The sequence below is a fragment of the Dorea sp. genome, assembly GCF_977044405.1.
On record NZ_CDRRQK010000002.1, the window covers coordinates 45893 to 59776 of the forward strand.

At 37.4% G+C, this 13884-nt stretch carries 16 protein-coding genes; 1 reads left to right on the forward strand and 15 read right to left on the reverse strand.

What is annotated here, in order from left to right; genetic code table 11:
* Positions 1 to 14: 14 nt before the first annotated feature.
* The 4 genes from ACWJAF_RS01215 to ACWJAF_RS01230 all read right to left on the reverse strand — a co-directional run bounded on the left by ACWJAF_RS01215 (position 15) and on the right by ACWJAF_RS01230 (position 2269).
* The gene (locus ACWJAF_RS01215) at positions 15 to 278 is read right to left on the reverse strand and encodes a phage holin family protein (protein ID WP_448861671.1); all 264 of its coding nucleotides are present in this window, start codon (positions 276 to 278) and stop codon (positions 15 to 17) included.
* 2 nt (positions 279 to 280) lie between these two features.
* On the reverse strand, positions 281 to 559 hold the full coding sequence (locus ACWJAF_RS01220; RefSeq protein WP_448861673.1) for a branched-chain amino acid ABC transporter permease: 279 nt from the start codon (positions 557 to 559) through the stop codon (positions 281 to 283).
* A gap of 104 nt (positions 560 to 663) precedes the next feature.
* On the reverse strand, positions 664 to 1206 hold the full coding sequence (locus ACWJAF_RS01225) for a winged helix-turn-helix transcriptional regulator (protein WP_448861675.1): 543 nt from the start codon (positions 1204 to 1206) through the stop codon (positions 664 to 666).
* A 67-nt stretch (positions 1207 to 1273) separates the two neighbouring features.
* Complete coding sequence (locus ACWJAF_RS01230; RefSeq protein WP_448861676.1) at positions 1274 to 2269, reverse strand: tyrosine-type recombinase/integrase; 996 nt, start codon at positions 2267 to 2269, stop codon at positions 1274 to 1276.
* Between the two features lie 519 nt (positions 2270 to 2788).
* Here ACWJAF_RS01230 and ACWJAF_RS01235 point away from each other — a divergent pair.
* Entirely contained in the window at positions 2789 to 2956 is a 168-nt protein-coding gene (locus tag ACWJAF_RS01235; RefSeq protein ID WP_448861678.1) for a hypothetical protein, read from the forward strand.
* Positions 2957 to 3016: 60 nt separating this feature from the next.
* Here the strand turns inward: ACWJAF_RS01235 and ACWJAF_RS01240 are convergent, their stop codons facing one another.
* The 11 genes from ACWJAF_RS01240 to ACWJAF_RS01290 all read right to left on the reverse strand — a co-directional run bounded on the left by ACWJAF_RS01240 (position 3017) and on the right by ACWJAF_RS01290 (position 13876).
* Positions 3017 to 5626, reverse strand: a complete 2610-nt coding sequence (locus ACWJAF_RS01240) for a DUF2817 domain-containing protein (protein ID WP_448861680.1) — start codon at positions 5624 to 5626, stop codon at positions 3017 to 3019.
* Positions 5623 to 6381, reverse strand: a complete 759-nt coding sequence (locus ACWJAF_RS01245) for a hypothetical protein (protein ID WP_448861682.1) — start codon at positions 6379 to 6381, stop codon at positions 5623 to 5625. The genes ACWJAF_RS01240 and ACWJAF_RS01245 overlap by 4 nt, the downstream gene beginning before the upstream one ends.
* 18 nt (positions 6382 to 6399) lie before the next feature.
* On the reverse strand, positions 6400 to 6939 hold the full coding sequence (locus ACWJAF_RS01250) for a hypothetical protein (protein WP_448861684.1): 540 nt from the start codon (positions 6937 to 6939) through the stop codon (positions 6400 to 6402).
* 11 nt (positions 6940 to 6950) lie between these two features.
* A complete protein-coding gene (locus tag ACWJAF_RS01255; protein WP_448861686.1) occupies positions 6951 to 8081 on the reverse strand; it encodes a hypothetical protein in 1131 nt (376 codons plus the stop codon).
* Between the two features lie 10 nt (positions 8082 to 8091).
* Positions 8092 to 8967, reverse strand: coding sequence for a hypothetical protein (locus ACWJAF_RS01260; RefSeq protein ID WP_448861688.1), 876 nt, complete (start codon positions 8965 to 8967; stop codon positions 8092 to 8094).
* Positions 8967 to 9965: a hypothetical protein gene (locus ACWJAF_RS01265; RefSeq protein ID WP_448861690.1), complete on the reverse strand. Its 999-nt coding sequence runs from the start codon at positions 9963 to 9965 to the stop codon at positions 8967 to 8969. The genes ACWJAF_RS01260 and ACWJAF_RS01265 overlap by 1 nt, the downstream gene beginning before the upstream one ends.
* On the reverse strand, positions 9956 to 10795 hold the full coding sequence (locus ACWJAF_RS01270) for a hypothetical protein (RefSeq protein ID WP_448861692.1): 840 nt from the start codon (positions 10793 to 10795) through the stop codon (positions 9956 to 9958). The genes ACWJAF_RS01265 and ACWJAF_RS01270 overlap by 10 nt, the downstream gene beginning before the upstream one ends.
* Positions 10792 to 12579 carry a phage tail protein gene (locus tag ACWJAF_RS01275; RefSeq protein ID WP_448861693.1) on the reverse strand — a complete coding sequence of 596 codons (1788 nt, stop codon included), beginning with the start codon at positions 12577 to 12579 and terminating at the stop codon, positions 10792 to 10794. Before ACWJAF_RS01275 ends, ACWJAF_RS01270 begins: the two co-directional genes overlap by 4 nt.
* A gap of 77 nt (positions 12580 to 12656) precedes the next feature.
* A complete protein-coding gene (locus tag ACWJAF_RS01280; protein WP_448861695.1) occupies positions 12657 to 13025 on the reverse strand; it encodes a DUF5361 domain-containing protein in 369 nt (122 codons plus the stop codon).
* Between the two features lie 11 nt (positions 13026 to 13036).
* Positions 13037 to 13303: a hypothetical protein gene (locus ACWJAF_RS01285; protein WP_448861696.1), complete on the reverse strand. Its 267-nt coding sequence runs from the start codon at positions 13301 to 13303 to the stop codon at positions 13037 to 13039.
* A gap of 18 nt (positions 13304 to 13321) precedes the next feature.
* Positions 13322 to 13876 carry a phage tail tube protein gene (locus ACWJAF_RS01290; protein ID WP_448861698.1) on the reverse strand — a complete coding sequence of 185 codons (555 nt, stop codon included), beginning with the start codon at positions 13874 to 13876 and terminating at the stop codon, positions 13322 to 13324.
* Positions 13877 to 13884 lie beyond the last annotated feature (8 nt).

Here is a 13884-nt window from a genome sequence, read left to right on the forward strand (position 1 = left end):
CTGTATCTCCTTTCTTATTTACACTGTTGCTTATACAGCTGGTTAACCCCTGTTGCTGCCAATCCGCTTGCCATTCCTACTGCAATTGCATTAATAACATCTCCGGCCGGGAAATCTGGCATTGTATAAAGTCCAACCACACCAAGAATTCCACCACATACAGCCATAGTTACTGGGATCCATTTATCAGGTACTTTTTCAGATGCCTTACAACCCATACCAATTACATAGCAAATTGCTACAATTCCTATTACTGTTCCTACTGTACTAATATCCATAATCATCCCTCCTGATCATGTGCCTGCTTATTAACATGTTTTTCAATCTTGTCAATTGCTTCTGTAACCGGGCCATTACATCCCTGTTCTTTCAGCCCCTTCAAACAAGCAAGAATCCCATATGTAAGCAAGCATTGTTCTGATTTCATTTTCTCTATTTCTTTATCTTGTTCATTTTGTTTCAAGTACCACTTATACGCTGCAAATACAGCCGAAAAAATAACTGCAACAGCTGTAATTACACTTCCTGCTGTAATAATTGTATCTGCATCTACATACACCTTATGTACCTCGATTCTTCTATATTAATATGCATAAAAATAAGACCTTACGGTCTTGCTCTGATTTCCATGTATTCTCCTTTCTGCATAGAAAAAGAGAGGCATTAACCTCTCTTGTCTTTCTTTTCTTTAATCAACGGATTTATAATAATAATTCTCGTTGCACCAAGCATTGCTATTATACATATCACTACAAATATGTTTATTTTTACTATTCCCCAAAACACATCACACATATTCTGAGTTGTAAGATTAAATGTAATGTTCGCATTAACTGTAATCAAAGCAAAAATTGCAACAAACACAGCTATAATGGATATTATATTTGCATACAACCCATTAACATTTTTGTTGACCTCATCATATTTTTCTTTGAGATCCTCGTATGTATCTTTTGCATTTACTGTTTCTTTTGCTATTTCATTGTGCATATTAGATACATCTTTGTATGTTGCTTCTTTATTAATGAAATAATACATTCTTTTACTATGTGAACTAACTTGAGTTACTTTTCCCTCTTCAATAAGTTTTTTCACACCTATCACACATGATCCCGCTGTAATATTTAACGCTTCAGCTATCTGCTTCTGTGTTAAAGGTCCACTCTCTTTTAGCAAATTCTCAATTTGCTCAGTCATATTGTTCATTCCAACACGCTCCTTCCACCGCCATTATACAGCAGAAAGAGAAAATCCTCAATCCTATTGTCTATCCTTACACAATACATTTTCTATGACTATTTTTTACATTTTCCTTACAAACTTCTGCGTAAATCATGGTAGTTCCGATATTAACATGTCCCAGAATCTGCTGTACTTCCTCTACTGGCATTCCTCTTTCCAATCCGTCTGTTGCTGTCGTATGTCGTATAAGATGCGGATACAACCTTCTTCCAATCCCAGAAGCTTCTCCTAACTTCCTTACACGTTTTTCAATCGCTTCTTTTTTCATTCGTCCGTGTGGGCGCCGATCTGATACAAATAATGCCGGATCATTATCATCCCTTGATGCTAGGTAGTTTCTAAGTGCAAGCTCTGCTTTAGCATTTAGGTACGATATTCTATGTTTATCTCCTTTTCCAAAGAGATAAACTTCTTTTCTCAGAAAATCTACATCGGATACATTCAGCCTTTCCAGTTCTGTCACCCGGCATCCCGTACTATAGAACATTTCAACAATGGCCTTATCTTTAAGTGTCTTACAAGCATTTCTTACCATTTCCAACTCAAGTCCTGTAAGCGGCTTCCTTTTCGGTCTTTCATATTTAATCGGCTTAATATTCCGGCATGGATTGCTGCCTATGTACCCTTCGTTGGCCGCCCATTCGCAGAACACATGTATTATCGTTCTTCTTCCATCTAATGTAGCATTGCATATCTTTCTTGTCTGCTGCGTATTGTACAGGTATAACCTGATATCGTTTGTGCTTATTTCTTCAAATGGCTTATTAACATTGTAGAAGAAATCTCGCAAAACCATATTATACAATTCCAGAGACTTCATGCTCATGCCTTCAATCTTCCTGGTAACAAAGAAAATCTTGTAGCATTCCGGAAGGTATCCCTCATATAGCACAACTTCCGTATTCCTTGGAGAAATCTCATACTCTCCTACGAATATAATCAACTGCTGGTACACAATCTTCAGATTATCATCAGAAATCTTTCCTTCAATCTTGGTCATAAATTCGTTCACAAATCGTTCGCGCATAAAAAAGCCCTCCATTTTGTGTACACAAAGGGAGGGATATATGCTATAATATGCCCATACCCTTTGTGGTGTAGGAGTTGAACTACTTTGCTTGGTGGGCAGGAGTTCAACTCCGCTTTTTATTGTTTCCATATTTAATTTTTAATATATATTTATTATATCATAAAATTTTCTTTTGTGCTTACGATTATAACAAATTCTGATTTTTCGGTGATTTTTGCAAATAAGTTAATAAATATCATAATGATGTGTTGATTTAAAAAGAGCTTTACATACAGAAAAACCAAGCGTATAAAACGCTTGGCACTTACCGAAAGAAACTGTATCAGTTTCTCCGGCCAGCTATACTTTTCCCTAGACAATATAATTATAATACAATTTTCATACTTTTTCATACTTTTTTTCAGTTCATCTAGTTCACTAAAATTGGTGCGTGAAAAATCTTGAGCCATAAAATCACCAAAACTCCTTGTTACCATCTCTTACCACCGTTATAATAGGTCTTACGGAGGTGGTAACATGGCAAGACCAAGAAAACCAGATGGCGAAAAAGCTATCAAACAATCCGTCAGTTTCACCCCAGAGCAGCTGGATCGTGTTATCAAATACTGCCAGCGGGAAGAACGTTCTATCAGTTGGTGCGTTCGAAAAGCTCTGGATCAGTGGCTAGAAGACAAGGGAGTGTAATTACTCCCTTCCTTTTTTTGTTGTGTTTTAGTGGTAAGAAATAGTAAAATAACGGAAGATTTAGGTAACTAGATGAATCAATTCAATAATTGCATTTACATACCATTCTACTACACTTTTCATTTGTTTTTCCGTCCCTGAATTTGCGAAAAATCCAACGCTTGCTTCTATTATCGCTGATGGAATATTCCACACTTCTTCCATATACCGAAAGACATTAGATCCCATTGTTGGATAGACAACATTCGAATAAGTTGCTGTAAAATTATATTTTTCTTTTAAATTTGCTCTGTTGTCCAATGTCAAATTATACAATGGCTTATATAATATACTTTCACTCAAGCATTCTACATAATTTCCAACCTCTGCTTGGTATGGATCTGTATGGAATTCACAGTGCAATACTATTTCTTTTCCATATTCTTCTAATATCGTCTTAACAGCTTTGACTTCATTATATTGAAATGGAACTGTACCACTATGTCTATAATTCGAATCGGAAAATCGTACATCGTAATTATAATTTGGATCGGCATTCTCAGAATTATATCTTTGTTTATGTGTTATTCCATACGGATTTAATGCTGGAATAATCACAAATCTAACATCATGTCTTATTCTTCTCAAGCCATCTATTTTATAACTTTTGTTATACAACAACTCCATGAATCTATATAATCCCCAGAAACCTTCATACTCATCACCATGCATCCCGGCACAAAGGAATACAGTTTTCTTGTAAAATTTCGGTTGAAATATATACTTATAAATATTAAATGTATTACTTGTGTCTTTACAAATTATTTCTCTAGTAATTTCATTCGGATATTGTCCCCTTAATACTTCCCATGTTCTTCCTATAAAGTCATCATACGATAATGCGTCATCACCTACTGGAATTTTTTCAGGTTCATCATACTCAAAATTATAGCTGTACTTTTCAGAAATGTTATTCGAATCATCCTCTTTAGCTTCCTGTCTTTTTATTTTATTCATAATGTACTGTGTGCTTAAACTATAATCCACCTTTTTTTCAAAAGAATATTCGCCTTTTACATTGTGTGCATTGAAAATTGCATATGCAGCCCCTTCAGGTGCGACCAAACTTATATTATTTTGCGCAATATTATTATCCGATCTAGCTAAACATTTCCCGTTTGCATCAGCAAACGCCCATAATCTAGGAGCATCCCCGCTTGCACCGCTTACTAAGTATCTATCGCCACTTTCACATTTTGAGACAGCACTTACATAACCAGCATCAAAAACAAATTCGTTTATATCGATGGAATCATTTTTCGTAGTTATGTATTTATTTTCGCTAACCTCGATTGTAATTATATTGTTATTTACATTATGCAAATTCCGTATTATGTCATAAGCGTCCTTGAGCGAATATTTGTACGGTGTATACTCATCCCCCATTTTTTCATTAACAGTAATCATCGTTGTTTCAATGTCGGATACTTTCACCGAAATTCTTATATACGCTAAACTTGTTGCCTCCGATCCATCAAAATGCAATCTTATTTTTTCAGTCTTTGGTTCACAATATAATACTCCAATTCTCTTTTTTTCACTATCATATCCCCAAATATAATTACCGTTGAAGGACGCTGTGCCATCAACCCATCTTCGTAATACATCCGATTCTTTGCACGGTATGTAATTACTAATTACATAGTTCATATCGAATTCAAGGGTTTTGCCATCCGCTGCAATTCTTCGCCCATACTCGACATCATCCTTGTTAAATAAGTTTACCAATTTTTTTGTTCTTCCATCCAAGATATCTATTTTTTTTCTTGCATCAGCCAATTCATATTCTCTAATATGAACGTTCGCAAATGTAGCTGATGCTTTCGGTGCAGCATGAGACATTGTAGCAAAAAAACTTATTATACTTTCATTTCCAGTTGCAACATATCTTTTTTCAAAAGTTCCTAATGTACCATCAGATATTTTTTCCAGTATTATCCCCTGGCCATCCCTAATCGCCATAACGGGCACCGCTTCGTTTTGCACTTCAACAACATCGCAACCTATAACATATATCATCCCTTTTCTAAATTTGAAATCAGATATTGATGCACTTCCATACGTAATGGCATTGTCGCAAGTTACAGTTATTTTATTATCGCTTACATCTCGTGATACTCCCGGATTATTACTCATTAATGTTTCGCTCAAATTCTCAATAAGATTATCCGATATTCCTTCTTTTATTACTTCATCCAAATCTTCCTTTAGTTGACCAACAACATCACCTACAGCCTTCGCATCAGCAGCTCTCCCTTCTTCTTCCAAATTCTTATCTGTCACAAAGTTTTTCTTTCCTTCCTCCACTGCTGCCGCTATTGCACTTTTTCCTTCGTCTCTGGCACTTTCAACAGATTCTATTGCCTTCCCTTTTACATCATCTGTGGCTTCTTTTATTTCCTTATTTGCTTCATCTGTTTTATCACTAACATGCTGATCAAATACATTTACTGTATTTTCTAACTCTTCTTTTATCTTTTCCACCGCTGTTCTGTTTTCTTCTACTTCTGTTGCAGAGCCAACAAAATTTGCAAGCAATTTTCCGAATTCTTCTCTTGTGCCTTTATATCCCGCTTCTACCGCTTCAGCATACGCTGTTGCTGCTCCAAGATCTGTTTCAATAATACTCATTTTATCTCCACCTCCAAATGTCCCTTCTCATTTAGTGCAAAATTTATATTATCCGCAATAGTGTCTGTTCGTTTCAAAATAATATGGCCACTTTCATTTATTTCCATCTGGCAAAATCCATTCTTCGTTGCAATTTGCTCTGCCATTCCTGCATAATATTCTGTATCTTTTTTTGCCGCATTTATTTTTTCCAGCTTTTCCGACGAATCTTTATCAAATGTTTTTATCGCTTCATCTATATGTTCTTTTGCCTCAGTTACTTCTTTAGCATTTTTTTCTGTACTTTCTTCCTTTTCTGTAGCTGTTTGTGCACTGTTTCTTGCATTTTCTTCCGCTGTTTCTGCTCGCTCTGCCGCTTCATTGACATTTTTTATAACTTCTCGGAACAACTCTGGTTCGTCTGGTGTTCCTGGTATCTCTGGTTTTGGTCTCGCTTTTATTGGCATTGCAATTTTATACTCTGTACTTCCTTTAGATTCATCAGCCAAATACAAAAATGCATATACGATATAATCTTTCGTACAACCACTATTTTCTAAAAATGAATCTGGTATAGGAACATCCGTAGCTCCATCTGTTGTTGTTCCTATTCTGGTAACAGCATTCCCGCCTTTATCGTTCAGAGAAAAATGTACTTCTACTGCCTTCGGAAACTTTTTCCCTTGCATCCGCAATATCTGTCCATAGTCCCATTGCCAGATACCAGATGCTTTTACAAATGTTGAGTCCAGATCTACCATAATGATATTATTCATGGCTCAAACTTCCTTTCTTTAAAAATGCAACATATCACAACTGATTGATCTCGGTGTACTCCACTCACTTTTTTCGTTTCCGTTTACCGCCCTAACTTTGACCGTTGCAGATGTCCACGTACTCGTAGATTCTATATATACTCTTGGACACTCTCCACGATCAATCAAAGACGTATATGTAGATGTATAGTCAAGTACCGTTCCATCCGCTTTTGTCACTTCTATTTCATAGCTCTCAGCTCCCGAAACTTCATCCCAACGGATAATAAGTTCAGGGTGCATGCCATAATAAGGGCACTTGTGCTGATACTTTGCTTCTGTAATATTTGGTGCTACAAGTGTAATAACTGGCTTATCTTCATCCAGATCTGGAAGTATAACTGCGTTCTTAGATTTATCTTTCCAGTTCTTCCAGGCATTGTACCATTTTCCGTATTGCACCCCACACATGTTCCAATTACTTTTACTACCTGTATACTGTCTTGTTTCCGCACTTACCGGTACTGTCATTACTGCCATTAATAATACTGCAATCATCGCTTTTCCAAACTTTTTCATTTTATGTTCTCCTATCCAATTGCTATCCATCTATACTCTTTATCCGAAATCAAGTTTGTTGTTTCTGTTCCATTCTTTGGTTTATATGTTACTGTTCCATTATTTACATCAACTTCGCCATGTTCAGTTGATGGTGTTGAAAGATATGAGCTATATTTGATTCCTAATGCCTGTATTCCATTCTGATCATAATATAATGTTTGAAGACCTGTTCGATTTGTTGTAGTTACTTTGGCATATAGTACAAACACTGAAACGCTACTTAACCCAGTATTGATAGTAATATCATCTATTCCTTGTCCTTTTACTGTGCCTTGTGCTACCTTTCCATTTTCTACTCTAGTTCCCTCTTTTTTTATTCCTGAAGAGGAAGTAAAAGTCTTTCCCGCTTTCACATCTTCCGGTTCTGCATCTCCATATCGACTTGCAACTTCTGTACATGAAAACTCTTTTGTATTCTCTCCTTTTATCAATACAGGTTTACTTGTATCTTTTAATTTAATCACACCCGTATGTTTAATCACTGGTAGATTCGACTGTCCAAATCCTGGTATATTAATAATCGTCGTAGCCAGTTCTGGATTATTAAGGGTTACAGCAAAATCATTTTCATTTGACAGTTTTCCTTTTACTTTTTTTCCTTTCACATATCCGCTTTTACCAGCTTCTATGCTCTCTTCTTCTGCATCTGCATCTGCTGTAAGAACCGCCAGAAAATCCTGCCCTCTCTCTTCACGTTCTTCCGGTGTCGTAAGCTCCAATCCTTCCAGCACTTCTCCTTCAGCAATGGTTGTATTCCATTCTTTGTCTTCAGAATTTACCATTACACAGACGCTAAATTTTGCTTTTCCTTTGTATGCAACTATCTTTCTTGATATTAACCATGAAAATGTTACATTATCTCCTTCTTCTTTAATATCTGTTACTTCATATCTATCCTTTCCGGATACTGATCCAGATGCATTTTGTGCATTAATATATATCTTTGCCTTTGTAAGATCTATATTATCGCCCACAATCTTAGGACACTGAAAGTATCTTCTTTCTGAATCTTTGTCCGACTGTGCCCCAAGTGTTTTCTGTGATGCTGGAATGTTGATAGTTCTTTTCAACGGATCAATTACACAATATTCAATTGCCATCTCGCACCTCCTACACTTCTATACAACTCATGCCATATGTGTGATCTTTACACAGTGTTGCAGATGCATTCTGAGATGCATCGACATACAATTTCAGCTCAATTTCATGCGTTCCTGCACCCAGGTTCTTAAATATTTCCGTTGCATTCACTTCAATATCATTTGTTGATATTGTTCGTGCCCGAACATATTCTGCATCTGAATATTCATCATCAATTGTAACTTCCAATACTGCTGCCGCTGCGCTTTCTGATGTCTTTATTGCTCCATATACATTTACTACACATAATCCTCCCGCTGTTTTTATTGTGTCCTTTCTTAATGTGTATCGTGTACCTGCCTGCACTACAATTTCTGGTGCTGTATAATAGTTCCATGCATAAGCACATTTCCCAGATAGTTTTCCAAGATTATCCACCTCTTCGAATAACTTATCCACACTTTTAATACTAAGTTCTTCAATTCTAACTTTATACAATGGCATATCTACCGTATCTCCCAGTTGAACCGTTCCCGTTCTATACGCTGGGATTTCTGGGTTAGATGCCACTGGAGTCCCTTTGATCACAATTACTTCTACTGATTCCGCACCCGATCCGGCTGACCTCGAATATCTGGCCACGATCAGATCAATGCGTTTCATCCCTTGTGTTCCATTTTCAATAGTAAGTGTGTCATATGTATTTTTCTTGATTGATGCAGCACATCCCTGATGCACCAATATACCATCATACATTGCCAACTCATTATTTGACTTCACTTCCAGTCTCAACTTCTGTCCAACATTCATCACATAAGAACTTGTCCCAACAATCCCCTGATTTAGATCTCTTGCCTGTTCTGCTGTGATATGCGGCTTCCCTGTATAACCTGTGATTATCTCCATTAGGATTCTCCTTTCAGCTTATAATCTATCTTTTCTTTTCCCGATGAAACCGTCCATACTTTTCTCGCTATTGGCTTTTTTGCACTGATTCCTGTCAGATAATCTTTTCCCCCTACAATATCTCCTACTTCCAAATTTTCTTCTATTTTGACGATTTTCATATTGTAGGTCTTATTATCTTTTCTGGATTCAAGCTCTTTTGTCCCGTTTTTCAGTAATTCATCCTCTTCCACTCCATTATTGTCATACGTTTCTGTAATTTCATCTGCGCCTGTATAATATTGTGTTTGAGAGACTTTTCCATTGTTATCTACATATAGATGTACTACCGTCCTATCCTTCAGTTCTCCCTTTCCCAAGCAGATCAGGTGATTCACACCGCGCCTATTATCATCTGTTGTAAAGCTCATATTATTGTCGTTTGTGAATTCATATTCTGAAGACATATCTTGTATTGGCACAGCACCTACATATACATGACCTGTTTTTCCTTCTTCTTTATATTTAATATCCAACCGATATCCAACAGATTCCAACATTTTTTTCAATCCTGAATGCAAGCTGCAATACCTTTCGAATTGATAATTTGTCACTTTTACACCTGTATCAATATCTACTCCATAAAATAATCCTGGAAATGCTTTTTCTATCAGATCTTTTATAACAGCATTCAATTCACCTGTTGCTGTTGCATAATCTTCTCCTGATAACGGTTCTATAATTTTTTTGGTCATCATTCCTCGCCATGTATAGCCTTTTGCATATATTACATTTGCCGAAGAATCTGTGCCTATCTCCCGCACGATACCACCAAATTCTGTGCAATCCGCATAGACTCTTATTCCATATTTTATAGAATCATCCCAATTCCGTCTTTTCATTTCCAGTTGGAAATCATTAATGCTATCGCTTTCATCTTCTCCAACTTCGAAATCAATATCCATTTTTTCCACGTATCCAATTGCTGTTCCTTGTAGATCTGTTTTTATCAGCTCCACTCCGGCACGCTCCTTTCTTTGAATACAGTTATGTCAAAGCCGAATGTTCCATCCCAACTAACTAATAATTCACCTTCTGGTATTTCTGTAAAAATAGAACTCTGTGTAGATTTCTTATAAAATATATTTTCCTCTGTACCATCGGTTTTATATTTCATCACCTTTTTGTGCCTGCTATCAACTACTATATGTTCATTTACTTCAAGGGTATCAAACACTTGATATTCTTGATCTGCGATCATAATTTTAGGATCTACACACGGACCATATATAATCATTTTGAAATTACTCTTCCTATAATGTTCTATATTCCACGTTTCCGCTCCGGTCGCTGGTTTCGAATAATCATATTTGTAATCATACTGATAATCCAAATATTCATATTCACTTTCAGAATTCTCCGAAGCCGCATAGAAGCTTTTGCTCAATTCCTCTACCCACATTGGATACGGGCAATATATGCTAATCTCACAATCCGTCCAATTGTTCCTTGTATCAGATACTTTATTCGTCATTTCTTTTATATAGCAATTTATATAATATTTTCCGAAGTATATCTTTCCAGGTGTAAGGTTCGCCACATCATATTCCCAGCAGTTCGTCAATTCATCCAGCAGGTTTTTTCTTTCTTCCAGCTTTCCTCTTATTGTTAATGTAATCTTATATGTCTTCGGACTTTTTTCAAATCCGTACACATCTACGCCAATTGCATTTTCAGTTACAGAAGGCTCCCATTCATATTCATGAAAATAACCGGATGTTGGACGCATCCGGTTACCGATCAGGTTGTATTCTTTTCCATTGGAACATACATATTTTATTTCTATCATGCAAATACAACCCCCATATCTCTTAGAGCACGAATTAGTTCTCTGTTACTCAACGTTTCATTTCCATTCTGTCTATTTTCAATAAGAACTCTTAACAATGTGATCAACGTATCCAGTCTATTTACTGCTTCTCCTGAATTTCCGCTGCTATCTCCACTTACCGTATACCCCATTTTCATCTCTGAGAATGGGCTGGAAGCCATTTCTGTAAGCTTATTTGCCGCTGCATTTACCAGTGGAAGCTTTCCAATAACTCCATTGGCCACACCAGCATCAATCATATTTCCGACAAACACGCCCCATCTTGCCGGGGAATGAATTCCGAAGAATTCCAATACATTGTCTTTAAAGCTTCCCAGCACTCCTTTAACAGCAGCCCATAACATATGCCCTGCACTTTTTAGTCCCGATGCAATTCCACTAATGATATTTCGTCCAATAGAAGACCAGTCAGTTCCTGTAAATGCATTATATATAGCTGCAATAATGGAAGGTATCGTACCAACCAATGTTGGTATAGCCCGTACTAATCCTGCTGCAAGTCTACCAATAATTTCGATACCCTTTTGCAAAAACCTTGGCATATTCTGTCCTATCGTTTGTGTTATGGTTGTTATAGCCTGTACTGTTGCCGTTGCGATTGCCGGTAAATTTTGTATTATACCATTCACAAGCCATACTATTAATCTTGCACCAGCCTCCAAAATTTTCGGAAATGCCAGCATAATTGCACTTGCGAAGCGTGATATTAATGTCCCTGCCGTAGTGATCAACTGCGGTAAATTCTGCAATATTCCATTTATGATATTTGTAATTATTGTAACTCCCTGTAATAGCATCACTGGAAGCTGTGTTCTTATAGCAATCACCATTTGGTTGAACATCTGTACCATTGAACCATCCAGCATTGGAAGTGCCGTCGTAATTCCTGTTGTAAGTTGTGGAATAAACTGCATAATTGCCGCCACCAATTGCGGAATCAGTAATTCGACAAATGTGATCAACGCCCCTGGCAAAGCCGAAAGCACATTCCAAATAGCCGGAAGTAAATTTCCTACTAAGAAGGTCACTGTAGTATCTGCCAATGCACTCAGTGCTGGACCAACATCCATTCCAAGAGCAATTTCTCCCATAACATTCTGAGCCGCCGCTTTCATAGCATTAAATGATCCAGATATGGTTGTTGCTGCTTCTTTGGCTGTTGTGCCTGTGATATCCAGCTGTCCCTGTATTACATGAATCGCTGAATATACATCTGCCAGATTGTCGATATCATATTTTACTCCTGTTATCTTCTGTGCATCTGCCAGCAAACGTTCCATTTCCGTTTTTGTTCCGCCGTATCCAAGTTTCAGGTTGTCCAACATCGTGTAGTTCTGTTTTGCAAATCCCTGATATGCATTCTTGATATCTTCCATGTTGGTACCCATCTTGTTCGCATTATCAGACATATCCACCATTGCCATGTCTGCTACATCTGCTGCTTTCGCTGTATCGTTACTTAACGATGACAGAAGACTCGCAGAAAAGCTGGTTGTAAGCTCCATGTACTCATTTGCACTCATTCCGGCTGTTTTGTACGCCTGTGCTGCATTTGCCTTTACCTTATCTGCCGATTCTTTGAACAGCGTCTCAATTCCTCCTAAGGACTGCTCAAGAGCGGCTCCCTCAGAAATTGCCGTTGACAGTGCTTTTCCTATAGCGGCCGTTGCCAATACTTTTTTAATTGTTCCAACCAGCTTCCCGCCAAATGATTCACCTGCAACTGATGCCTCTGGATCCAATACCTTTTAGATGGATCCGCTTATTCCTTGTGCTGACGGAACAATCTGTACATAAGCTTTTGCTAATTCTGTGGCCACTATTGCTCACCTCCTGTCAATCTATTCCATTCATCGTCAAACTGTTGTCCATTTTCGAATGTTTCAATATTATTCTCGCTGTATTTTTCCTCGCTCATCATAGCCAATAATAGTTTTGGTCTATTGATTCCCTTTTCTCCATCTGAAGACTGCAACCATGCAATCAATCGTGTATTATCTGCAATCAGTGCAAGTAATGTCTGGATCGTGTTCACTTTCACACCCATTACTTTCATCATGATTCTTGAATCTTCCCTCAGACCACACGCAAAAATCCCCACCATATGCAATGGTAAGGATCTGTAATCATAGATATGATACGTTTCTGCAAGATCGCACAGTAACGCGTTTTTATCTATATTCATCATATGGGCGAGGATTAAGAGTTTCCCTGTTTATTGTTCATCATAATATTCGTTATTTCTTCAACCATTTTTTTCAATGAAACTCTTCCAGTTTCCTTATTTCTTACATGATCCTTCAAACGCTGCATCTGATCATTTCCAAGATATCCTCTTGCTACTTTTGTGATCTTACCTACTTCTCCATTGTCAACAGCACACAGATCTTCGAATAATTCATAATCGTCCAGTGCTTCTTCTGGAATCTCATAGGTGAATCCGCTTTCTGTTGTTCCAGTAATCATTGTTTTTTCAATCCTCCGTTATTCCTTTGTTGTGCCCTTAATGTATTCGTAGTGTGTCTGTCCATCCGTGTCAGGCGTTGCTTTCAGTGTTGTTTCATATCCAATCAGATCATCATCTTTGTATGTAATATCCGCAACCTCAGATACTGCTGCCGATGGAATTACGATACGTTTCACAGCACCCTTTAAAATCATATCAACAACCCATGCACATTCTTCATTTTCATCACTGTTTGCCTTGATCGTAATGCCTTCTTTTAATGATCCAGTAACATTGTTGTCACCATACACCGTTTTTAACACTTCTACATTTAAGACCTCGATCAGCTTAAATTTAAAGCTGTCTTCTTTCGAAGTCTGCATAGTTGCAACTGTATCTCCACCCCACGCTTTAGCATTATCACTTTCCGGGCTGTTTGAGTTTGTAACTCCATCCTCAGAACAATAACCCAGTTCCTTAAATGCTGCATCAAGCGCTTCTTCTGTACTCTTAGGCAATGTCGTTCCTGCTGGTGCTCTCCAAATGGCACCCCCGACTTTCGGCTTTCCAGTACTTACATTTCTCTTGTCCATACTTTCAC